We start from the raw sequence: 19,430 nt of genomic DNA, 5'->3' as shown, positions 1-19,430 counted from the left end.
GCAAAGCTACTCAGCGAGTGCGTCGGCATCGTACTCGGACAGTGCCTCCGCCAGCGGGAGCCAAAGTGGTTCTGCATCAGGCAGCGGATCAGATTCAGGCAGTGATTCAGGATCAGGCAGCGTAAGTGCATCCGAATCAGATAGCGGAAGCGGATCGGCCTCTGATTCACGATCAACGAGCACATCGGATTCTGGCAGTGACTCGCGAAGCGATGACTCGACCAGTGTTCCGACGTCATCAAGTGTCTCTGGTTCCGATTCAACTTCAAGGTCGACTAGCAACTCGGGATCGGAAGGCTCAGATAGCGATCGGCCCAGTGAAAGCGACGACCCGAGTGTTGGTGATTCATCTGGAAGCGACAGCAATCAACCATCCGAAAGCAACGACTCAACATCCGAGCCAGACCCACCCAGCGACGGTTCCGACCGCCCCAGCGAAAGTGCGTCCGATAGCAGCGACGGCTCCGACCGTCCGAGTGAAAGCGATTCAACCGAGGAACCTTCCGAAGACAGCAGCGGATCGAGTGAGCCTTGCAACAGCACCTGGATTTGGTCGTGCGGTTGGGAACTAGTGAGCAGCGATTGTGAAGACCCCGGCGATCCACCTAGTTCGTCCGGTTCGTTCGATGGAGCGGTAGCGGGGATGACAGCATGATGCATTGCCCTCACTTAACGCCCGACAACCAATGCGAGGTTGCATGCCAACTCGCTGGCTGTCGTGTGCAAACCACGCCGACCGCCTGTAACGCGTGCCAGACCAACGACAACCCGTGCGCGATCAACGTCGTCACCATCGGCATGGCATTGGTCAACAAGAAGCGACGCAAACAAGACATCACCGAGTTGGAAGCTCTGCTTCGCAACTACCTGCCGGACGAAGACCCGATGCCGGCGACGCTGAAAATGAGCAGCTACCGGCCCGGCCCCGGCAACGAACTCAAGAAGATGATCGCTTGGTTTGCAAAGCCGAGCGAAACATGCAACTGCGAAACCCGCGTCGACACGATGAACGACTGGGGTGCCGAAGGTTGCCGCCGAAACATTGACACGATCGTCGATTGGTTACTCGAAGAAGCCCAAGCAAGAGGACTCCCGCATGGAAGGTTTACAGCAAAAGTCGCCCGCAGTCTCGTCAGCACTGCCATCCGCAAGTACGAGAGAAAGTTCCCCGAAGGGGCACCCGAACCAGACCAAGACGATCCGGAGGACGAATTCGATCGTTGAACGCTGCTTCCTGATGAACCTCGATCGCCGCGATGATCGAATGCAAGAGTGGATGCGGCAGCTTCCCGATCCCTGGCCGTTCCCCGAACCCGAACGGTTCGCCGCGATCGACGGCCGCCGCGTGGCCACGCCCCCGCAGTGGCGAGCAGGCAACGGAGCGTGGGGGTGTTACCGATCACACTTGTTGATTCTCGAAAAGTGCCTACTCGAACACATCGACTCGTATGTTGTCTTTGAAGACGACGCGGGATTCGGCGACGACTTCTGCGAGCGGTTACAGGAATTTATCTCTGAGTTGCCAGCCGACTGGGGCATGGCGTATCTCGGCGGCCAACACCTCTATGCCGGCAAAAACCCACCGCACAAAGTCAGCGAACACGTCTATCGTCCGTACAACGTGAACCGCACGCACGCGTTCATGGTGCGCGGACGCGAAGCAATGAAGACACTGTATCGCCATCTCACTTGGAACGATTGGCACACCAAGCATCACATCGACCATCACCTCGGTCGATTGATCCAGCGTCGCTACCAAGCACTCGTGCAAGGAAAGAACATCCAAAAGGAATCCATCGCGGTTTACACGCCCGATCGCTGGCTCGTTGGTCAACTGCCGACAAAGTCCAACATCTGCGGTCGAAAATGGAGTCAAACGCGGTTCTTCAACGATGCCAAAAACGCGGATCACTCCGACGCACCGTTCTTTGCCGTCCTCGGCCCGCACCGCGCCGGCACGTCATGCGTCGCGATGGTCATGCACCACCTGGGCGTCCACATGGGGAACCAGCTTGGTGGCTACGAGGCGACCGGAGGCGGCGAGGCAGTCGGGCTGGCACAGCTATGCGAAAAGGTGATGCGTTTCCCGGCGACGGACCCCAATGTCAGCGACGACCAACTGACCCAAATGCTCAAGTCGTGGATTGTCAGTCGCAAATCAGAAGCCAACCGGGATAAAACGGTTTCGGGAGCGAAGTATCCGCACCTCTGTCGCTTCGTGAGTCATCTGCACGCCGGGCTCGGCGATTCGCTACGAATCATCTCCGTCGAACGAGACATCGAAGCGTCCATTCGTTCGCTGCGGAATCGCAGCGAAAAACATCGTGGCCAATGGTTCGCGGCAAACGATGAGGAGTGCGAGGATCTGCAACGCAGTCTCCGCGACCACCGAGACAACTTCATCGCGGACCATCCGAACGTGCCGGTGTTCCGGATTGAGTTCGCCGAGTTGGTGACGTATCCCGAGGAAGTGATCGGCAATCTGATCGAGTTCCTTGGCATCACGCCGACTCCGGATGAAATCCAGTCGGCGATCGAACACGTCAATCCTGATCTCCGGAAGTTTGGGTGAACAACATAAACGCAAAAACTTCCTCCGCTAAAACTGCGAGCAAGCCAATGAGTTCTTTCGTCCGAGTAGTCCGCCGCTGGCCGAACGCGGGATTTGGATCCTATCTTCTCACTACGATTGACACCGTTGCTGCGATTCTTGAGGCAGGTTTGATTCCTGTGGTCGACTATCGCCACCGGAAGTCGATGCAACTGTACCGCACCTACGATGGTGAGAACGTTTGGGACACGTTCTTTCACCAGCAACATTCCGTTGCAGAAGCAGCTGAGTGCCCCGAGCTAACCGTTGATTTTGGAAAAAGGCAGAAGGTGCCGTGTTTGACCTACTATGAATCGCGGTCCACCTTTCAGTCATTCGTGCAGCCGCGAGAGGCAGTCGATCACTTTGCTACACAACGAATCAACTACCGAATCGGACAGGGCGTTGAGTACGACTGCATCTATTTTCGCGGCACGGACAAAAAGAACGAGCGACGTCCGGTCCCCTTCGAGCGATACGACTCAATCCTTGATGCTGCCAACGGCCCGCTAGTAGCACAGACGGATCAGCAGTCTTTTATCGACTATGTAAAGAAACGAAAGCCGGACGTAATCATCTTTCCGGAGTTACGGTACTCCGCGACCGAGTCACCGCTCCACCAAGACTCTAGCCCTGGATTCCGAAAGGGCGTCGAGGCGTGGACTGTTATTCGTATTTTGGCAGGTGCTCGACGCCTCTATGCCAGTCGATCGAACATTACGACAGTCACCAATCTCATGCGGACGAATCCGGCTGAACACTTGAATTAGAAGAGCGAGCCTCTGCTTAGCTCTGCTGATTCCACAACAGTTGAAATCGCATGCTATGAGTCGCCGGTAGAAAAACATGTCGTTAAACAAGGGAGGAACCCTCTTTGGCTATCCGAAGTTCTGACATCACATTCTGCATCAAGACGATACACCGTCCGTGGTCGTGCCACCGGTTGGTCCAGTCGCTGCGCGAACACATCGCCGAGCCAAACATTGTCGTTGTCGACGACGGTCAGCCTGAGCTTCGTTTCAGTGAGAAGTATCCCGAAATCGCCAAGTACTGCACGGTCATCAATCTAGATCGGCACGATGTGGGCGTTGGAGTCGGACGCAATGCAGCGATCGACACGGCGCAGACCGAGTACATCTTTCTGCTCGACGACGATCACGTAATCACCGCGGACTTTCATATCGACCGCGTTTGCGAGTACTTCGCCGAGCACGAACTCGACATTCTGGCCGTTCGCCAGGGTGGAGGCGGTCGGCCGACGATGCTTTCACCGCTGATGAACGGCAAACGCATCTGGATGCATCGCGGCGAACATAAGCGAGTCGGCGCTGTCGCTTGGTGTGACATGGTCAGCAACGCGTTTCTCGCTCGTAAGGAAACAATCGCAACGTTGCGTTGGGACGAAGCCTTGAAAACTTACGAGCATTGGGAGTTCTTCTACCGAGCCAGTCACCTCGCGAAGCTGCAAATCGCAGTGGCCACGGATTGTTCGGTCGTCCACGCCCATGTCGCCGGCACTGGCTATCGCGATTTGCGTGGTCGATCGAAGTTCCGAGCGATTGGGCTTCGCAAACACGGTTTCCATTCGATGCGCTATCCAGGAGGTCAAATCGTCCGTGCGTAATCAAGCCACTTTCTGCATTAAGACGATCCATCGCCCGAATTGCTGTGCCGCACTCGTTCGCAGCATTCACGACCACTACGGCGACGACCGCCCGCTGATCCACGTCCTCGACGATGGAAAACCCGAGCTGCGATTTTCGGCTGTGTGCCCCGATGAAGCGACAATGGTCGATAAGGTCATCATCACTCCCTACGACATCGGATTGTCCGCCGGTCGAAATCGACTGCTCGACGCCGGCGACACTCCGATCGTCATCTTCACTGATGACGATCATCTCGTCACGAATCAAACGCGGTTGCCTGAGTTGATCGGGACGCTGAACAAGCATCACGATCTCGATTTGCTGGCGGCACTTAGCAACGACGAAGAGCGTCCGAAAATGCTGCGTGTCGAGGACCGTGTGCTGCGAATCGCCCATGGCAGCTACAAAAAGCATCGCTCAGTTCGCTGGTGCCACTACGTCGGCAATTGCTTCGTCGCCTATCGCGACATCCTTCAAGCGATCCGCTGGGACGAATCGCTCAAAGTCGAAGAACACTGGGACTTCTTCTGGCGAGCGAAGATCGCCGGCATGAACGTCGCGGTCGATCTGAACCACTCGTTCAAGCACGAACACGTCGACCCGCCAGGCTACGTTCGCCGCCGGCCTGAGTTCTTGAAAGCTGGATTGCACAAACACGGATTGGAGAAAGTCGTATGGAAATGAAACGAGTTATTGCGGTCCTCGACTTGCCACCAAGGCGAGCAGAGCAGAACGTACGGGAAAGCTATGAGGCTGCCGCGAAACGATGGGGCGCGGAGGTGCTTTGGATTTGCGAGCACCTACAACCTGTGCATCCGTTCTGGCAGAAGATGTTTGTCTGCGATCACGTGCAACGAATGTTCGGGCCGGCACACGTGCTGCAACTCGACAACGACATGCTGATCCGATCGGACTGCCCTTCGCCATTTGATTTTCTGACTCCGAACCAGTTTGGATTGGTGGCCGAGCGTCAGTCTGCAAACAATCGCATCGACAATGGCGGTTGGCAACAGCGGGCTCACGAGATTTGGGCTCGGCGATGCGGTGTGCGGCCGGCACCCACATGGCTGCATCCTAACGGAGGACTGTATCTGTATGGCTCAGAAATGTACGGGCCAATGTTCGCTCGCATCATCCAGCATTTGATACCGAATTGGGGTGCCAGCGACCAAGCGACCGACGAGTCGTTGATCGTCAACCAGCTCTACAACGACCATCCTGGCTACATCAAATTCTTGCCGCCCGATTTTAACGTCAGCATGGTCTACTCGCCCGCCTGGGCCATCAATCCGGTCATGCAAACTTACGTCTACCATTTTGTTGGTCGGTCAAAAGCTCACATTGATTCCTGTCGTTGGCAACGTCGGGATCCACCGGAGCTGCCATTTCCAAGCCAGAGGCAAACGCAAGAACTGATTCAGCAATGGCGAGATGATCCTCCGGCTGAATACGACATCGGCCCGATATTCACTCCGCAACTCGCCGCGAATCTTATGGCCATCTATCCAGATTTGATTGTCACAGGCCAGTGGTCAGACGAACCATACCAATTGGATCGGCGGATGCTCAGTCATACGGAAACTGGTTCGTCGCACTTGGTGCTAACCCGTTTTTTGCTGCAGCTTGGTATCAACGCCCGACGGTTCCGACTTCGCGTTATGGAGGACGCCAATGCAACGCCACAACTTGCCGGCACTTGAGTATCACCTGGCTCACGGTTGCAATCTGTCGTGCCAACAATGTAGCCATTACAGCGACCATCATTTACCCGGTGCGATGCCCACGATCGAGCAAGCCGATGCCGACTACCAGAAATGGTCGCATCGTCTGAAGCCGGCTCGATTCGCGTTGCTCGGCGGGGAGCCCCTGTTGAATCCCGCGATTTTGGAACACATCAAGCTTGCTAGGCAGCATTGGGACAGCGACTTGATGCTTGTCACCAACGGGTTCTTCCTTCATCGGTTTCCCGAGCTGCCGAAAGTGCTGATCGAAACGAACTGCCGGCTCGAAGTCAGCCAGCACGGAACGCACGACGAATATGTCAAACGCTTTCGCGAAGTCAAACACCTCGTTTGGCATTGGCGAGAACAGTTTCCCGGCGTCCGCATCAAAATTCGACAGTCGCACCGCGGCTGGATGCGTCAATACAAGGTGGCCAATGGCAAACCGATGCCGTTCAACTCCCGGCCCGACGCCGCATTCAAAGTCTGCATGCAGAAAACCTGCACGCAGCTCTACGAGGGCAAGCTTTGGAAATGTCCCGCATTGGCCTACTTCGCCAAGCTCGAATCCAAACTGCGACTGCAAGACTTGCCGCAGTGGCAACTCTTCCGCGACTACCAAGCGTGTTCAGAAAGCGCGACGGATGAAGAACTGCAAACCTTCCTCGAGACCAAATCCATCCCGCAGTGCGGATTGTGTCCCAGCAAACGCACCGCCTTCTCCCATCCCAATCCTCTGCAACGGAGTGCTATGAAATGACGTATCCTTCCGACTATCCCGAAATGCCACCGTACCCATTCGTCCCACCATTTGATCCGCCCGGCAGCGAGTCGCCATACGATCCCGAGGAGGAAGACGACGGTCCGATCATCCTCACTCCGCCGCCGTTGCCGCCTCCGCCAGTGTGGCCCAACGACTATCCGCTAGGCACTCCCGATCCTGGCCCACGTCCGCCATGGTGGCCGGACGATTACCCTTGGCCGCCGCCCAATGAAGAACCTGTCGTGATCGAGTCTCCGCCACCGATTCACGTCTGGCCGCGACTGCCGCCGGATCATCCCTATCACGTTCCACCCGGCTACTCTGCGCCCGACAACCTTCCGCCAGGTCACCCCGGCGAAGCTTATCCTGGCATGCCGGACTATCCCGGCGATTGGGGAGATGACTGGCCCAGCTATCCCGACATCCTCGACGGTTGAAATTCGTAGTCACGACAAACCTTCTTACACACAAGCCAGCCTCATGCTGGCTTGTGTCGTTTGGCACCGCCGGTATTCGATTTGTCGGAGGGAATGTACAACTAGCACTTCGTAACAAAACGTTTCATTTCAACATGGAGACACGAAGTGGCCAAGAAGAAAGCAACCAAAGCAGCCGTCAAGAAAACGCCTGCCAAGAAGAAGGCGTCAACGCTCAACGACATCTACAATGAAGTCGCCCGGAAAGCAGATACAGACGGCGTGAAAATCAATGTAGCTGAGACCAAGCGAGTGCTGGCGTGCTTTTTTGATGTCCTCGAAGACTACAAACCGGCTGAAGCATTCGACTTCGTCGCCAAAGGACTCAAACGTGCTGGCGGTCGCCGACGTTAGCCAAAAGACAAAGAGCAGAGTCTTTTGGTCAAGTAATTGAAGCTCTGATTGCAGGGTTGCAGAAAAGCAACACGCTCGATGACTACGGCGATTTCGCAATTGATCGAGAGTACTTCTGAAAAAACTCTGCGTTTGAGGAAATAGAATCGCGGTCTCGCGCATCTCTATTTTTGTGAAAGCGAGATTTTAAGCGAACCATCGTGACGCGAGCGCGTCTATCTCCCTGAACTACAAGTCACATTCACAGACGAGCGAGTAACGAGCTTTCTGATGTTATCAAAAAATCAATCCAGTCGACTCGAACAGATACACGAAGGCAGTCTCTTCGGCGGGCAACCGTTGAATACAGATAATGCCCCGGCGTATCCGCGTCTGATGTGACACTCGCTATCATTAGCGAACGACTTCTTCATGAAGGCTCGGTGTCACCAAGACATCGAGCCTTTTTTCGTGTCCGCATCGAACGGGCAACCCCAACAACGAACCCAATTTGGGCTGGTAGCTGAGACGGTCTAGCGGCGGTCTGAAGAACCGCAGACGAGGATTCGAGCGCCTCCCGGCCCACTGACAAGGAAGATATGCGCCGACGGAATCAACCGCGGCGAGAGGAACAAACAACATCGGATACAGGTGCAGATGGAAGCACGTCCGCTTTGGGAGCAGGAGGGTCTCGGTTCGACTCCGAGGTGTCCGACTTTTGAAACGACAACGGTAGTCGAGGGCTGGTCGCCCAAATCCGCCTGATACGCGGGTCGCGCTGAGTTCGATCCTCGGGGCTACCACTTACGACAACGACTCAAAAGGAAACCAACATGCTGCCTGCACTGCGATTGAAACGCATAGCCGCGATCGAACATCGGGGCTGTGGTGTAACTGGCAGCATGACGGACTTTTAATCCGTTCGGTGAGGGTTCAACTCCCTTCGGCCCCATTGGCTACGCATCGGCGTGTAGCTCAGGGGTGAGAGCGGCGTCCTTATAAGGCGACGGTCGCGGGTTCAATTCCCGCCACGCCGACTGAAACGAGAACGACAACAACACATGGGACTGAAGTGTTATCGGTGGCATGTCCGGTTCTTACCCGGATGGTCAGGGTTCAAATCCCTGCGGTCCTACTTGAATGAAAAAGTTTTAACGTCGCGGTGAGCCGTTCGATGAACGTTTCGCCATGACACTAACAGAGCAAGCACTGATGGTCTAACGGCAAGACTCCTCCGTCGTAACGAGGTAATGCGGGTTCGATTCCGGCTCGGTGCTCTTTTGACGCTTCGGCGTTATTGATCTTTGACAATTTGGTAGTGATGCATTTTTGCGCCCATGATGTAGCGGTAGCCTGCTGCCTTGCCATGGCGGAAGTGTGGGTTCGACTCCCACTGGGTGCTTTGCAAAATCCGGTGTGGCCCAATGGTAAGGCGGCTCCCTGTTAAGGAGACGAGTGATGGTTCGAGTCCATCCGCCGGAGCTTCGCGAAGTTTGAAGGGTGAAGCGAGAAGTGTGGAATACCTCGCTTCGTTTCACACCTCACCCTTCAGACTTCCGCATATTTCGTGTCCTTGGCCGATCGGCAAAGGCGTCGGACTTCCAATCCGATCAGGCGGGTTCGATTCCCGCAGGGCACTCTTTCGAGATACGTCCTCCACGATGTCACTCGGGCGTCGGCTAACGGTAAGCCAGCTGCCTTTGAAGCAGTGGTATGTAGGTTCGATTCCTTCCGCCCGTGCTATTGATTGAAGACCAAACGCCGGAGTAGCAGTTGTTGGACGCTGCACCTCGCTCTGAACGAGGAGTTCATTGGTTCGATTCCAGTCTCCGGTGCTGTGGCCGTCCTGTATTGGTTTCAGGAACTTCGCTGTGAACGAAGTCCATGTCGGTTCAATTCCGATCGGTCACCTGAGTCGCTTCGCTCCAGTGTTCAGTTTTCAGTGGACAGTTGACAGGAAGAGTCGAAGCAGAAGTTTTTCGCTGGTGAGGCCACCTGGTGGTGGTGCCTGATTGTCGATCAGGTCGTGGCGAGTTCGATCCTCGTTACCAGCGCTTGTTTTGCTGTCGACTCTCAACTGACGACTGAGAACTATTTTGCCGCATTCGACTACTGGCTAGGTCGGCTGCTTCTCAGGCAGCAGGAAGGAGATCGAAACTCCTATGCGGTACTCGCTTCGATCGAAGCAACAAAACGGCGTGGTAGATTCTGCTGGCAGAATCGTCTGGTTTTCATCCAGGAGTCCGCGGGTTCGATTCCCGCTCACGTCACTGCGTTTGATGACGCACTACGGAAGTCACCCGGCCGGATGAGGACACTGTCTTGAAAACAGCTGCGGTCAAAAACCGTTGTGGGTTCGAGTCCCACGGCTTCCGCTCGACAACATGGGAGCGTTTCCACACGGGAGACTGTAAATCTTCTGCCTTTAATTGTGTGGTAGTCGGCGAGAGGTGCGATTCCTTGCGTTCCCACTTTTTGAAATGCTACACGTCTCTGGTGTAATGGTAGCACTGCTGATTCCAAACCAGTTAGTCAGGGTTCAAATCCTTGGGGACGTGCTCTTCGGATCGACAACATGGTCCTGTGGTCCAACGGCGACGACACCTGTTTTACACGCAGGAAACGATGGTTCAACTCCATCCGGGACTACTGCCGGCGTCACGGTGACGCTGGTCTGCAATTAACCAAGGAGAACGACGATGTCCAGAAATGTGAAGTACGTGCAATGTGCGATGAGACGCATCATCGCCGGCGGATCAGAGCGAACAACGTCGTACATTCCGATGCCGTTCGCAAAACTCGGCAAAGTGCTGAAGTTGAGAGATGACAGCGACCGTTGGGTGGATGGCTGGGTCGTTGAATGTGTCGGTGACCTTATCGTCGAAGGCGATAGCGTGCCGGATTACCGCAGAGCGATCCGCAACCATCGCAAGTCGACGGGCGATAGCGTTCCGCGACTGAATGCTTAACACGTTGGCAGCCAAGGGAAGGACGCGGTCGGTCGCGTCCTTCCCGAAGGCACCAATCAACAATGCCTAGATGCGCCAAACGGCCGAGCCCCTTGGACAATACACGCTGTAACCCGAGTGTTTGCAGGTTCGACTCCTGCTCTGGGCACTAGCAGAAGTTTGAAGAGTGAAGTTTGAAACATCCGACGCGAACCATTTTCACCATTAACCCTTCACTCCTCTAACTTCATTCATGGGGCGCTCGTCCAACGGGAAGACGTCTGTTTTGCACGCAGAAAATCGGGGTTCGATTCCCCGGTGCTCCACTCTCTTGAAATGGCTCGGTAGGCAATTGGCAGACCACCTTGGCTTAGAACCAGGGATGCTGTGGGTTCGAGTCCCACCTGAGCTACTGGGGATCGAACTCGCTACTTCGGCAACTTCCCCAGGTACACGAACGACCGAACAAGCATGACAACCACGCCAACTCCGTAAGTGACGCCAACGATGGAAGCGTAGACGCCCAATTCCACATTGGGAATCAAATAAGTGGCAACGGCAACAACCATTCCCACGACTCCGACCCAGAGAATTTGCCAACCAGCGTAGGCGTTCGCCGGATACCAGATGCTGGGGTCATCCAAAGTACGACGCACGCGAAACCCGTACCAAAGATTCGGTGGGACTTTGCCGTAAATCAACGGCAGACTCAAGCCAATGAGAAGGCCACCTACGACGAAAAACAGAATCAAGAAGGAGGTGTTCATCGAGTTTGTCCGAATGGTTTTGGTTCATGATACCAAAAAGCAATCCGATCGCCTTCGACACTCATCAAATGCGAACAACGATGCGGGTGAGCCAGGCTCATCCGGGCCTCATAAGCCTGGACCGTCGGGTGCGACCCCCGAACCCGCTACTGAAAGAAGCTGTTAGCAAATAGCGATTGGCTGTTAGCTCAGCATGAAGGAGCCAATGGCAAAAAGCTAACGGTTAATCGCTTCTTCGACGATCGCGTGGTCCAGCGGCTAAGACGCCTGCGTGACAAGCAGGAGACCGATGGTTCGATTCCATCCGCGATCACTGAAACGACAAGGTCTGTAAGTGTTGCGGCAGCACGCGTCTGTGGTATGGACGAAGACCGGGTTCAATTCCCGGATGGACCTCTCGCAATTCTCGTTTACGGAAGGTAGCCGGATACGGCTCGCCGGGCCGGTTTGCTATACCGTGCGACCCCTCGGGGTCATGAGGGTTCGACTCCCTCGCCTTCCGCTCGCTTTCAAATCGGCTCGATGGTGAAACGGACATCATCTCTGGCTTCTAACCAGAAGTTCCGGGTTCGATTCCTGGTCGGGCTACTGATGCGACAAACCAAGCCGACGTGGCTCGATGTAGAAAGGCACCGCTCTTGTAAAGCGACCCATGCTGGTGCGAACCCAGTCGTCGGTTCTTGTGACTATGAATGAGGAAAACATTCAAATGACTCGCGGGTGTGCTGGAGAGCATGACAGTCTTCGAAACTGTCGGACCAGGTTCGATTCCTGGGCGGGTTACTTGACTTCAACTCGAAGTCGCTTTTCAAAATGTTCTCGGAGTGTGCCGGATTCGCACGCGACTTTGCGAAGGTCGTGGACCAGGTTCGATTCCTGGCGAGAGCACTTACTGTCAACGAATGTCATGCACTCAAACCGGAGCAGAACGATGCGATACGAACACCAATATGACGACGACAACGCCCAATGCTTTCGAGCCAATGAGCAAACGTCGTAAAGGCTACCCGTCGGAAACGAAAGTCAAACGCGGAGTCCGAATCATCCAAGGCAAGCAACTCGAGGAAAAGCTCGGCCGCAACGACCTGTGTCCATGCGGCAGCGGCCAGCGGTTCAAACGTTGTTGCCTACGATCGGGGCGTCTGTGATGGCGTCAATCGTGACGACTACTTTTAGGGAATGAGACCTGAGGGATGAGTCTTGAGTCATTGAGGTTCATGAAGACGAGCGAAGTGAGCGGATGAGACCGGCGAGCACCCTTGCTGTTTCATCCGCTTGGCTAGCAAGTTGTTCGGCGGTTTCGCCGTTTGTGTATTCGAGCCGCCGAGCGATCGTCAGTTGATACTCGACCTCTCGAATGGACCCAAATGCCATGTCGAGGAAACGCAGGAAATCTGCCTCTGAGTTCCGGGCGCAACCTTCAACGATGTTGGATGCGATCGAGACGGCGGCTCGACGAAGTTGCGAAGTTAGCCCGAACATTTCTTCTTTCGGGAATGTCCTCGTTGCTGAGTAGACCGACATAACAAGATGGTCCGCCAACTCGAACGCTCGTAGCTTTCGATGATCCCGCATTTCTCAACCCATTTTTCTCAGGACTCACTACTCAAGACTCACCCCTATCTTAACGCTGGAGCCAGATGGCTAGGCGGCCGGCTGCAACCCGGTTTAAGTGGGTTCGACTCCCACCAGCGTTTCTGACTGATCGACTGCAGACTCGGATTACATTGCAAATGTGAACCATCTGAGTTGTCCCTTCGTCGATCCGTCTTCAACCAAACCACGGCGACTGCCGGTTCGGACTACATGGTGAGAGCGCGTCGCAATGCGGCGAGGTCGCGGGTTCGAGCCCCGCCAGCGGACAAGTGTTCGCATGTAGCTCAGTAAATAACGTCTGACCAAAACTTCGTCGCCACCAATACACGATTGACTGCCCAATCGGACTACATCACCTCGACTGTCGTGGGTTCGAGTCCCACCGAAGTGAACCTCGCGTTCGCTTCGTAGCTCAGTTGGTAGAGCATCGAACTGTCTGATTAACCAACTTCGTTAGTCGCGTTTTCCACAATCGTCTCGAGAGACTGAACTATGCGTGTTTTACATTCCTGTTTCGCCATTACGACCGGCCGCAAGTGATCCAACTCGCAGCCCAACAGAGAACACACATGCACAACCTATTCTTTCAACGATTGCGGAACCATGAAAACCACAACCGAAACGCGATCAAAAACCGTGACCACCGTCGCGGCCAGGATCGCAGGCGAAGACATCGCCAAAGGTGACTATGTCACCATCCTCAGCGAGATCATCGAGCTTCCGTCCTACTTATGGGACTGCTCAGGAATCTCGCAACCCATCGACGAACTCGTTCGACTTCGCTACTTGCCTCGCGCAGCCGGCGAACCGCACAAAGTCGTCGCCGTTTGCTTGCCGTTCGTTTACGCGAAGCGACCCAAGGGAAACCTGATCGCTTTCGACACGCGACAGCAACAACTTGTCCGGCTCGACCGAGACAACGGCCGTTCCCTTTGGAAACAAATGGGAAAGGCTGCGAAGAAGAAAACGAAATAGGAAGCGCACACGATCGACTGCCGATTCGGAGTACATGCTTCAGGAGCCGGGTGTCGTGGGTTCGAGTCCCACCGGCGCTGGCTGCATTCGCAAGAACGCAGCGCCGTAGCTCAGTGGTAGAGCACCGTAAAACTCTCTGGTCACAACTTCGTCGATCGCGTTTTTCTTCAATGCGAACACCGTGCATCACTACCTTTTGTCAATCAAACCAAATGCCGCATTGCACTCTGCCCTAACTTCGTGGGGCGGATGCATTGCGGCACCAAGACACACTCGACTGCCGGAACGGAGTACATGGATAACGACCGAAAGGTTCAGCGGGTTCAAGTCCCGCCTCGTCCGCTTTGAAACTAACGGACGAGATCTCTGTCCACAAATTCGTCGAGTGCTTTTTCACTTCGTGGGACCATTCAGTGTTGGTTCCGCTGCTTTTTCGTAGGAGGTCAAACATGGCCAACAAGTCTCTATTCCAAAGCATCACTAGCATCCTGCCACGAGCAACCGTCGTCAACGAAGCAGGCGGCCCAGCGTACAAGCTGTCAGCGAAGCATGCGCTCGCCCAAATGGCGGCGACCGGCACGTTCGGCAACGTCTACTACGCGTCCGCGCAAAACCAACTTGACGCAATGCGAAAGCTGATCGACGAGATCGACGACAACGAGTTCCTGGCAAAGCTGGCCGTCTACTCACGTGAGCGTGCTTACATGAAGGACATGCCGGCAGCGTTGCTGGTCGTACTGTCGACGCGAGACACCAAGCTCATGCACCAAGTCTTCGACCGAGTCGCCGACAACGGCCGCGTTCTGCGCACTGTTTTCCAAATGACTCGTTCAGGACAGTTCGGTCGCAAGGGTCTGTCGTCTTCGCTGCAACGTGCGTTCCAACGTTGGCTGAACGACGCGTCTGTTGGCAAGTTGCTCTCAGCTTCGATCGGAAACGATCCAAGCCTGCGAGACATCTTGCGAATGGCACGTCCAACGCCAAAGGATGACGCGCGTCGAGCACTTTTCGGGTGGTTGACCGACAAGCCCGTCGACAAGTGGGCTCCGGCAACGGAAACCGACTTGCCGGTAACGGTTCAGTCACTGATCGCGTACCGTGGCGCCGACACGGCCGAGGCTCAGACGTTGATCGCGGGCGACCTGCAGGTTCGTTGGGACTTGCTGGCCGATGCGGCCAAGGGTCCGCTCGTCTGGAAGGCAATTGCTCGACAGATGGGACCGCAAGCACTGCGTATGAACCTCAACACGCTATTGCGTCACGACGCATTCAAGAAGCCTGGAATCCTTGGATTCGCGGGTACCGACAACGCGATGATCCACTACGTGGCCGGCCAACTGGCTGACCGCGACGCGATCGCTCGCAGCCGTCAGTTCCCGTACCAGTTCCTGGCGGCTTACATGAACGCATCGGACGAGGTTCCAAGCAAGATCAAGACGGCGTTGCATGACGCTGCCGAGATCGCGTGCGGAAACGTACCAACGCTGCCTGGACCAGTCATCATCGGACTCGACACGTCAGGTTCGATGGGATGCCCAGTCACGGGTAACCGTGCCCCAAACAATGGTCCAAGGGGCGGAACGTCGAAGATGCGATGCGTCGATGTTGCGGCACTGTTCGCAGCAGCGATCCTGCGTCGCAACCCAGACAGCGTCGTGATTCCATTCGATACGCAGGCTTACAAGGCTCAGGTCGATCCAAGCGATTCGATCCTGTCACTGTCAGCACGCTTGTCGAAGTACGGTGGCGGAGGAACGGATTGCTCGTTGCCATTTGTCGAAGCCAACACGCGTTACGCAAAGCAAGCCTTTGCTGGCATCGTGCTGGTCAGCGACAACGAAAGCTGGATCACCTCGGGACGTCCCCACTTCAACAATGGTTACAGTGGCTACGGTCAAAACGGTTCAACCGGAGTGATGACGCAGTGGGAGAAGTTCAAGAAGACCCAGCGCGGACACGGCATCGCCGATCCAAAGCTAGTCTGCTTGGACATCCAACCCTACGGAACCAGCCAGGCACCAGAGCGAGACGACATCCTAAACATCGGCGGCTTCAGTGACGCCGTGTTCAACGTCGTCTCATCGTTCCTAGAAAACGACGCATCCCGCTTCGTCCGCGAAGTCGAATCCGTCGAACTGTAAGTCGAAAGACGAACTGAAATCCGAAACGCCCGCGGAGGAGCAATCCCCCGCGGGCGTTTTCACGTTGGTTACATCTCGATAACAAACCCATTGTTCTTCAACTTTGCCGCGAGATTGCAGCATGAACAGTTGATGTACTGCGTCGCACCACGAGTGAACATCCCGTAGTTGCTGATGCCTTTCTCGTCGTGTAAATGCCCAAAGGCATGAATCTTCGGCTTGATCCGTTCTTCGACTTGTCGGCGCAGGGCAGCGCAGCCGACTTGAACGAGTTCCTTTGACTCGATGTCGTGCGTAATATCCAAGACACCCTTTGGCGGACCGTGCGTAATGAGAATGTCCACATCATCGGGAACGGATTGCCAAACGAGATCAAGCTGTCCTCGCTTCTTCATGTATGCCCAATCGTGAAAACGAGGCGTGTAGGGCGAACCGAACAACTTTAGCCCGTTCCACTGCATCGACTCATGGACCAGGAACCGAACACCGGGATATTCCTCGGCGCGGATCAGTCCCTGCTCCACGGCAGTCGAGTGGTTCCCCGGCACAAACACCTTGGTTGCGATGTCTAGCGCCGAGTACCAATCAAAGAAACGTCTCGCCTCGGGTTCATTCATCCAAGCATTGCCATGCGTCGACTCGTCGCCGCAATGAATCACCAAGTCCACTTCAGGAACCTGCAATCCAAGGTGCTCGTTGTGAGTGTCAGAAATGAACCAAATCTTCATGTAGAGTTTTCTCGATGGAATTCAGTGTATTGAACCCACTGGCGCTCAAGTTCCACAGAATACGGATCTATGCGATGGTCTGACAGTCGATACGTTGATCGAGGTTCAGTGCTTATCCGTCATGTCAGCCGAATTCGTCATTTGGTAGACTTCTCCGCTAAATTCATTACGTGATGTTGGGGTAAATAAATATGGCGGAATCGCAGCAAAGTGGCTGTCTTGGTTTCTTTCTGAAACTGTTTGGCATCGGTCCAGGTGCTGGATCGGGAAGAGGAAAGAACGACCTCCCGTACCGACTACGAGACAACTTCCTGTCGGCCGCCGAGTTGGCCTTCTATCGCGTCCTTGAGCAAGCGGTCGGGCAAACCTACTCGATCAACAACAAAGTGCGACTGTGGGACGTGTTGTACGTCCCACGACAGGACGACAGCCGCACTTACGAAAACAAGATCAGCAGCAAGCACATCGACTTCCTGCTTTGCGATCTCACCACGATGCAGCCGGTCCTCGCGATCGAGCTCGACGACGCCAGCCACAACCGCAAGGATCGCCAAGATCGCGACGCGTTCCTCGACGGAGCCCTCGCCGCCGCTGGCCTGTCCATTCTGCACATCAAAGCCGCACACACCTATTCGATTGCCGAAGCCCAACAACAAATCGCGAGCGTTCTTCCCGACACTGCGTCCACCATGTCAGCTCCACCGCTATTGCCAGCGGAATCAAGCGAACCCGCCTGCCCAAAATGCCACACCGCAATGGTCCAGCGCAAAGCAGCCAAAGGAGCACACGCCGGCAAACGCTTCTGGGCGTGTACTAACTACCCGAAGTGCCGTGAAATCATTGGGATTGATTGAGATTCCCTCGTGTCGTTCGGGATGATCTCGTCATGGCATGAAGCAAGCGAGAAGCAATGATGTCTCCGTTGATCCGCATTGTTTTTTGCATGAAAGTTCCCGTAGGCCTTACAGACGCTTCGAGTTGCCTCGAAACTCTCCCAAAGTGTGCTCGGCTGCTTGAACGAACATCTGCAGGGGAATATCCTACTACCACTCGATCGGACCGTTTTATTGCAGCTTGGGGGCATCCAACTATGAAGCAGAATCGCTTCATTCCAAATCAACTTCCGCTCCGCATTCGCGAAGCACCGCACAAACGCGGTGAAGTTCTAGTTTACGACGCTCTGTTGGAGCAACTCAATCACAAGCAGCGTGACTGGGTCATGGTGTATTCTGCTAATTGGATGGCAAAGCGGCATCGGAACGAGCCACCTCGGATAGGCGAAACTGACTTCCTGCTCGCACACCCGGAACACGGACTGGTCATCGTTGAAGTTAAAGGAGGCCAGATTGAATTCGAGGGTGAGCAGTGGTATTCCCGTGACAAAGGGGGAAGACGCCACGAGATTGACCCCTTTCAGCAGGTAGGACGAAACGCTTATGAACTCTGCTGGAAATTTGAGCAGATGAAGCGCTGGGATGGTGGGTCTGAAAAGGACAAGTATGCGAGATGGGTCATTTTTCCAGAGTCGGTGACACCTCGCAATGCAGTTTTTCCTCCCTACTATGATCAAGCGATGGTGACGGATCTGGATGGGATGCCAAACATCGTCGATGAATTGTTAAAGGCGTGTAGGTTTTGGTATGGAGGAAGTTGGCAGCATCCTGCAGCCCCTCACGCCTGTGATTTGTTGATTGACCTATTTGGAAAGCCAAGAACTTTCACACTGCCACTCGCTGAGACCGCGAAAGAAGATTCAGCGAGAATTGAAAAACTCACGGACTCCCAGTTCGCCGTGATTGCTGCGATTTCCAGGTGCCCAAGAGCTGCAATTGCTGGCGGTGCAGGTTCTGGTAAAACTTGGCTCGCGCGGAAACGCGCTGTTCAGCTTGCCGATGAAGGATTCAAGGTGCTCTTGATGTGCAAGAGCATTCCTCTCGCAGTGCACTTAGAGCAGACAACCGACAGGCATGATCAACTCACGATTTGCTCCTATAAAGATCTGCTGCGTCGGCTAGATCCTGACTCAGAGCAGATATCTGACGACGAGTATGCTTGGACGTTAGCGTCATTCATTTCCGATCACCCAGAACTTGCATTTGACGCGGTATTCGTCGACGAAGGTCAGGATTTCAACAAAGAAGAATGGCCATTCGTCGAATCATTGTTAGGTACGGAGAAGGCTGGAATCTTCTATGTCTTTTACGATGACAATCAGCAACTAAGCAATCGCGACACGGAACTCCCTGCCAATTTGGTTCCAGTGCAGTTGGAAGACAATGTTCGCACGACACGCGCTATTCACAAGGACATGTCTCGCTTCTACAAAGGGAACCAAGAGCAAAGGCCTCAAGGCCCGCCCGGACGACATGTCGAGCAAGCAAATAGCGAAGGCAATCTTCCGAAAAAAGTTCGTGAGGTCATCAGCGATCTTTTGAAGGCGGAGCGTTTTCAAGAGTCGGATATAGTTGTTCTGACGCCTCTCGAAACCACATTGTCGACGCTATCCGATTTAAGTCTTGCTGACGGGCGTTCTCTTCGGGTTGCCCCGGAACCTAACGGGAAAGACGTTCTACTTGCTTCCGTTAAGGACTTCAAAGGTCTAGAGAAACCAGTCGTTGTTGTCGGTGAGTTGGATCAGTTACCTACCGACGAAGCAGAGCGACGACGGATTCTTTACGCTGCTCTTTCTCGGGCAAAGTCGCACCTCATCCTAATTGATCTTCCAAAAAACGAGTTTGCTTAAGGG

20 protein-coding genes and 22 tRNA genes are annotated in these 19,430 nt (G+C 54.8%); 37 read left to right on the top strand and 5 right to left on the bottom strand.

Annotated elements, in window-relative coordinates:
* Positions 1-6: 6 nt before the first annotated feature.
* Positions 7-366 (bottom strand): hypothetical protein, encoded by a 360-nt coding sequence (locus tag Poly51_RS17655; RefSeq protein WP_146459071.1) that lies wholly within the window; start codon positions 364-366, stop codon positions 7-9.
* Positions 367-660 carry a hypothetical protein gene (locus Poly51_RS17650; RefSeq protein ID WP_146459070.1) on the bottom strand — a complete coding sequence of 98 codons (294 nt, stop codon included), beginning with the start codon at positions 658-660 and terminating at the stop codon, positions 367-369. It lies immediately after the preceding gene.
* Here Poly51_RS17650 and Poly51_RS17645 point away from each other — a divergent pair.
* The 28 genes from Poly51_RS17645 to Poly51_RS17515 all read left to right on the top strand — a co-directional run bounded on the left by Poly51_RS17645 (position 652) and on the right by Poly51_RS17515 (position 10,889).
* The gene (locus Poly51_RS17645; RefSeq protein WP_146459069.1) at positions 652-1,224 is read left to right on the top strand and encodes a hypothetical protein; all 573 of its coding nucleotides are present in this window, start codon (positions 652-654) and stop codon (positions 1,222-1,224) included. The two genes, Poly51_RS17650 and Poly51_RS17645, sit on opposite strands and share 9 nt — an antisense overlap.
* Before the next feature lie 13 nt (positions 1,225-1,237).
* The gene (locus Poly51_RS17640) at positions 1,238-2,572 is read left to right on the top strand and encodes a glycosyltransferase family 25 protein (RefSeq protein WP_146459068.1); all 1,335 of its coding nucleotides are present in this window, start codon (positions 1,238-1,240) and stop codon (positions 2,570-2,572) included.
* Between the two features lie 47 nt (positions 2,573-2,619).
* Positions 2,620-3,360, top strand: a complete 741-nt coding sequence (locus Poly51_RS17635) for a hypothetical protein (RefSeq protein WP_146459067.1) — start codon at positions 2,620-2,622, stop codon at positions 3,358-3,360.
* Between the two features lie 104 nt (positions 3,361-3,464).
* A complete protein-coding gene (locus Poly51_RS17630) occupies positions 3,465-4,214 on the top strand; it encodes a glycosyltransferase family 2 protein (RefSeq protein WP_146459066.1) in 750 nt (249 codons plus the stop codon).
* Positions 4,207-4,920 (top strand): glycosyltransferase, encoded by a 714-nt coding sequence (locus tag Poly51_RS17625; RefSeq protein WP_146459065.1) that lies wholly within the window; start codon positions 4,207-4,209, stop codon positions 4,918-4,920. The genes Poly51_RS17630 and Poly51_RS17625 overlap by 8 nt, the downstream gene beginning before the upstream one ends.
* Complete coding sequence (locus tag Poly51_RS17620; RefSeq protein ID WP_246114578.1) at positions 4,917-5,936, top strand: hypothetical protein; 1,020 nt, start codon at positions 4,917-4,919, stop codon at positions 5,934-5,936. Before Poly51_RS17625 ends, Poly51_RS17620 begins: the two co-directional genes overlap by 4 nt.
* Complete coding sequence (locus Poly51_RS17615; RefSeq protein ID WP_246114577.1) at positions 5,908-6,717, top strand: radical SAM protein; 810 nt, start codon at positions 5,908-5,910, stop codon at positions 6,715-6,717. Before Poly51_RS17620 ends, Poly51_RS17615 begins: the two co-directional genes overlap by 29 nt.
* Positions 6,714-7,157: a hypothetical protein gene (locus tag Poly51_RS17610; protein ID WP_146459062.1), complete on the top strand. Its 444-nt coding sequence runs from the start codon at positions 6,714-6,716 to the stop codon at positions 7,155-7,157. Before Poly51_RS17615 ends, Poly51_RS17610 begins: the two co-directional genes overlap by 4 nt.
* Before the next feature lie 147 nt (positions 7,158-7,304).
* Positions 7,305-7,550 carry a hypothetical protein gene (locus Poly51_RS17605; protein ID WP_146459061.1) on the top strand — a complete coding sequence of 82 codons (246 nt, stop codon included), beginning with the start codon at positions 7,305-7,307 and terminating at the stop codon, positions 7,548-7,550.
* Positions 7,551-8,042: 492 nt separating this feature from the next.
* Positions 8,043-8,114, top strand: a tRNA-Phe gene (locus Poly51_RS17600).
* A gap of 57 nt (positions 8,115-8,171) precedes the next feature.
* A tRNA-Pro gene (locus Poly51_RS17595) sits at positions 8,172-8,244 on the top strand.
* A 164-nt stretch (positions 8,245-8,408) separates the two neighbouring features.
* Positions 8,409-8,481 (top strand) — tRNA-Lys (locus Poly51_RS17590).
* A 12-nt stretch (positions 8,482-8,493) separates the two neighbouring features.
* A tRNA-Ile gene (locus Poly51_RS17585) sits at positions 8,494-8,566 on the top strand.
* Positions 8,567-8,592: 26 nt separating this feature from the next.
* Positions 8,593-8,664, top strand: a tRNA-Lys gene (locus tag Poly51_RS17580).
* A 71-nt stretch (positions 8,665-8,735) separates the two neighbouring features.
* Positions 8,736-8,806, top strand: a tRNA-Thr gene (locus Poly51_RS17575).
* A 54-nt stretch (positions 8,807-8,860) separates the two neighbouring features.
* A tRNA-Gly gene (locus Poly51_RS17570) sits at positions 8,861-8,931 on the top strand.
* 8 nt (positions 8,932-8,939) lie between these two features.
* Positions 8,940-9,011 (top strand) — tRNA-Asn (locus tag Poly51_RS17565).
* An 85-nt stretch (positions 9,012-9,096) separates the two neighbouring features.
* Positions 9,097-9,168, top strand: a tRNA-Gly gene (locus Poly51_RS17560).
* A 30-nt stretch (positions 9,169-9,198) separates the two neighbouring features.
* Positions 9,199-9,269, top strand: a tRNA-Gln gene (locus Poly51_RS17555).
* Positions 9,270-9,289: 20 nt separating this feature from the next.
* A tRNA-Gln gene (locus Poly51_RS17550) sits at positions 9,290-9,364 on the top strand.
* A gap of 146 nt (positions 9,365-9,510) precedes the next feature.
* Positions 9,511-9,583 (top strand) — tRNA-Asp (locus Poly51_RS17545).
* 141 nt (positions 9,584-9,724) lie between these two features.
* A tRNA-Glu gene (locus Poly51_RS17540) sits at positions 9,725-9,799 on the top strand.
* A gap of 21 nt (positions 9,800-9,820) precedes the next feature.
* A tRNA-Ser gene (locus Poly51_RS30525) sits at positions 9,821-9,904 on the top strand.
* Between the two features lie 112 nt (positions 9,905-10,016).
* A tRNA-Trp gene (locus tag Poly51_RS17535) sits at positions 10,017-10,087 on the top strand.
* A gap of 19 nt (positions 10,088-10,106) precedes the next feature.
* Positions 10,107-10,178: transfer RNA gene (locus Poly51_RS17530), tRNA-Val, on the top strand.
* Between the two features lie 50 nt (positions 10,179-10,228).
* Positions 10,229-10,498, top strand: a complete 270-nt coding sequence (locus Poly51_RS17525; protein WP_246114576.1) for a hypothetical protein — start codon at positions 10,229-10,231, stop codon at positions 10,496-10,498.
* A 234-nt stretch (positions 10,499-10,732) separates the two neighbouring features.
* A tRNA-Ala gene (locus tag Poly51_RS17520) sits at positions 10,733-10,803 on the top strand.
* Between the two features lie 12 nt (positions 10,804-10,815).
* A tRNA-Leu gene (locus Poly51_RS17515) sits at positions 10,816-10,889 on the top strand.
* Between the two features lie 16 nt (positions 10,890-10,905).
* On the opposite strand, the gene Poly51_RS17510 is transcribed toward Poly51_RS17515, so the two are convergent.
* Positions 10,906-11,244 (bottom strand): SdpI family protein, encoded by a 339-nt coding sequence (locus Poly51_RS17510; protein WP_146459060.1) that lies wholly within the window; start codon positions 11,242-11,244, stop codon positions 10,906-10,908.
* A 240-nt stretch (positions 11,245-11,484) separates the two neighbouring features.
* On the opposite strand from Poly51_RS17510, the gene Poly51_RS17505 reads away from it, so the two are divergent.
* From Poly51_RS17505 to Poly51_RS17495, 4 genes are all read left to right on the top strand, one after another.
* A tRNA-Val gene (locus tag Poly51_RS17505) sits at positions 11,485-11,557 on the top strand.
* Between the two features lie 203 nt (positions 11,558-11,760).
* A tRNA-Arg gene (locus Poly51_RS17500) sits at positions 11,761-11,832 on the top strand.
* 123 nt (positions 11,833-11,955) lie between these two features.
* A tRNA-Arg gene (locus tag Poly51_RS30520) sits at positions 11,956-12,027 on the top strand.
* A gap of 119 nt (positions 12,028-12,146) precedes the next feature.
* On the top strand, positions 12,147-12,392 hold the full coding sequence (locus Poly51_RS17495; RefSeq protein ID WP_222435882.1) for an SEC-C metal-binding domain-containing protein: 246 nt from the start codon (positions 12,147-12,149) through the stop codon (positions 12,390-12,392).
* Positions 12,393-12,459: 67 nt separating this feature from the next.
* Here the strand turns inward: Poly51_RS17495 and Poly51_RS17490 are convergent, their stop codons facing one another.
* Entirely contained in the window at positions 12,460-12,768 is a 309-nt protein-coding gene (locus Poly51_RS17490; RefSeq protein WP_246114575.1) for a four helix bundle protein, read from the bottom strand.
* 102 nt (positions 12,769-12,870) lie between these two features.
* On the opposite strand from Poly51_RS17490, the gene Poly51_RS30515 reads away from it, so the two are divergent.
* The 3 genes from Poly51_RS30515 to Poly51_RS17480 all read left to right on the top strand — a co-directional run bounded on the left by Poly51_RS30515 (position 12,871) and on the right by Poly51_RS17480 (position 15,956).
* Positions 12,871-12,941: transfer RNA gene (locus Poly51_RS30515), tRNA-Cys, on the top strand.
* A 502-nt stretch (positions 12,942-13,443) separates the two neighbouring features.
* On the top strand, positions 13,444-13,815 hold the full coding sequence (locus Poly51_RS17485; RefSeq protein WP_146459058.1) for a hypothetical protein: 372 nt from the start codon (positions 13,444-13,446) through the stop codon (positions 13,813-13,815).
* 449 nt (positions 13,816-14,264) lie between these two features.
* Positions 14,265-15,956, top strand: coding sequence for a TROVE domain-containing protein (locus Poly51_RS17480; protein WP_146459057.1), 1,692 nt, complete (start codon positions 14,265-14,267; stop codon positions 15,954-15,956).
* A 68-nt stretch (positions 15,957-16,024) separates the two neighbouring features.
* Here Poly51_RS17480 and Poly51_RS17475 read toward each other — a convergent pair whose 3' ends face one another.
* Positions 16,025-16,684, bottom strand: coding sequence for a metallophosphoesterase family protein (locus Poly51_RS17475; RefSeq protein ID WP_146459056.1), 660 nt, complete (start codon positions 16,682-16,684; stop codon positions 16,025-16,027).
* 191 nt (positions 16,685-16,875) lie between these two features.
* Between Poly51_RS17475 and Poly51_RS17470 the strand changes: the two genes are divergently transcribed.
* A complete protein-coding gene (locus tag Poly51_RS17470; RefSeq protein ID WP_146459055.1) occupies positions 16,876-17,538 on the top strand; it encodes a DUF2726 domain-containing protein in 663 nt (220 codons plus the stop codon).
* 236 nt (positions 17,539-17,774) lie between these two features.
* Positions 17,775-19,427 carry a nuclease-related domain-containing DEAD/DEAH box helicase gene (locus tag Poly51_RS17465; protein ID WP_186775629.1) on the top strand — a complete coding sequence of 551 codons (1,653 nt, stop codon included), beginning with the start codon at positions 17,775-17,777 and terminating at the stop codon, positions 19,425-19,427.
* The last annotated feature ends 3 nt before the right edge of the window (positions 19,428-19,430 follow it).

Source organism: Rubripirellula tenax (genome assembly GCF_007860125.1).
Lineage (GTDB): Bacteria > Planctomycetota > Planctomycetia > Pirellulales > Pirellulaceae > Rubripirellula > Rubripirellula tenax.
This window is presented reverse-complemented; position numbering and strand designations above follow the sequence as displayed.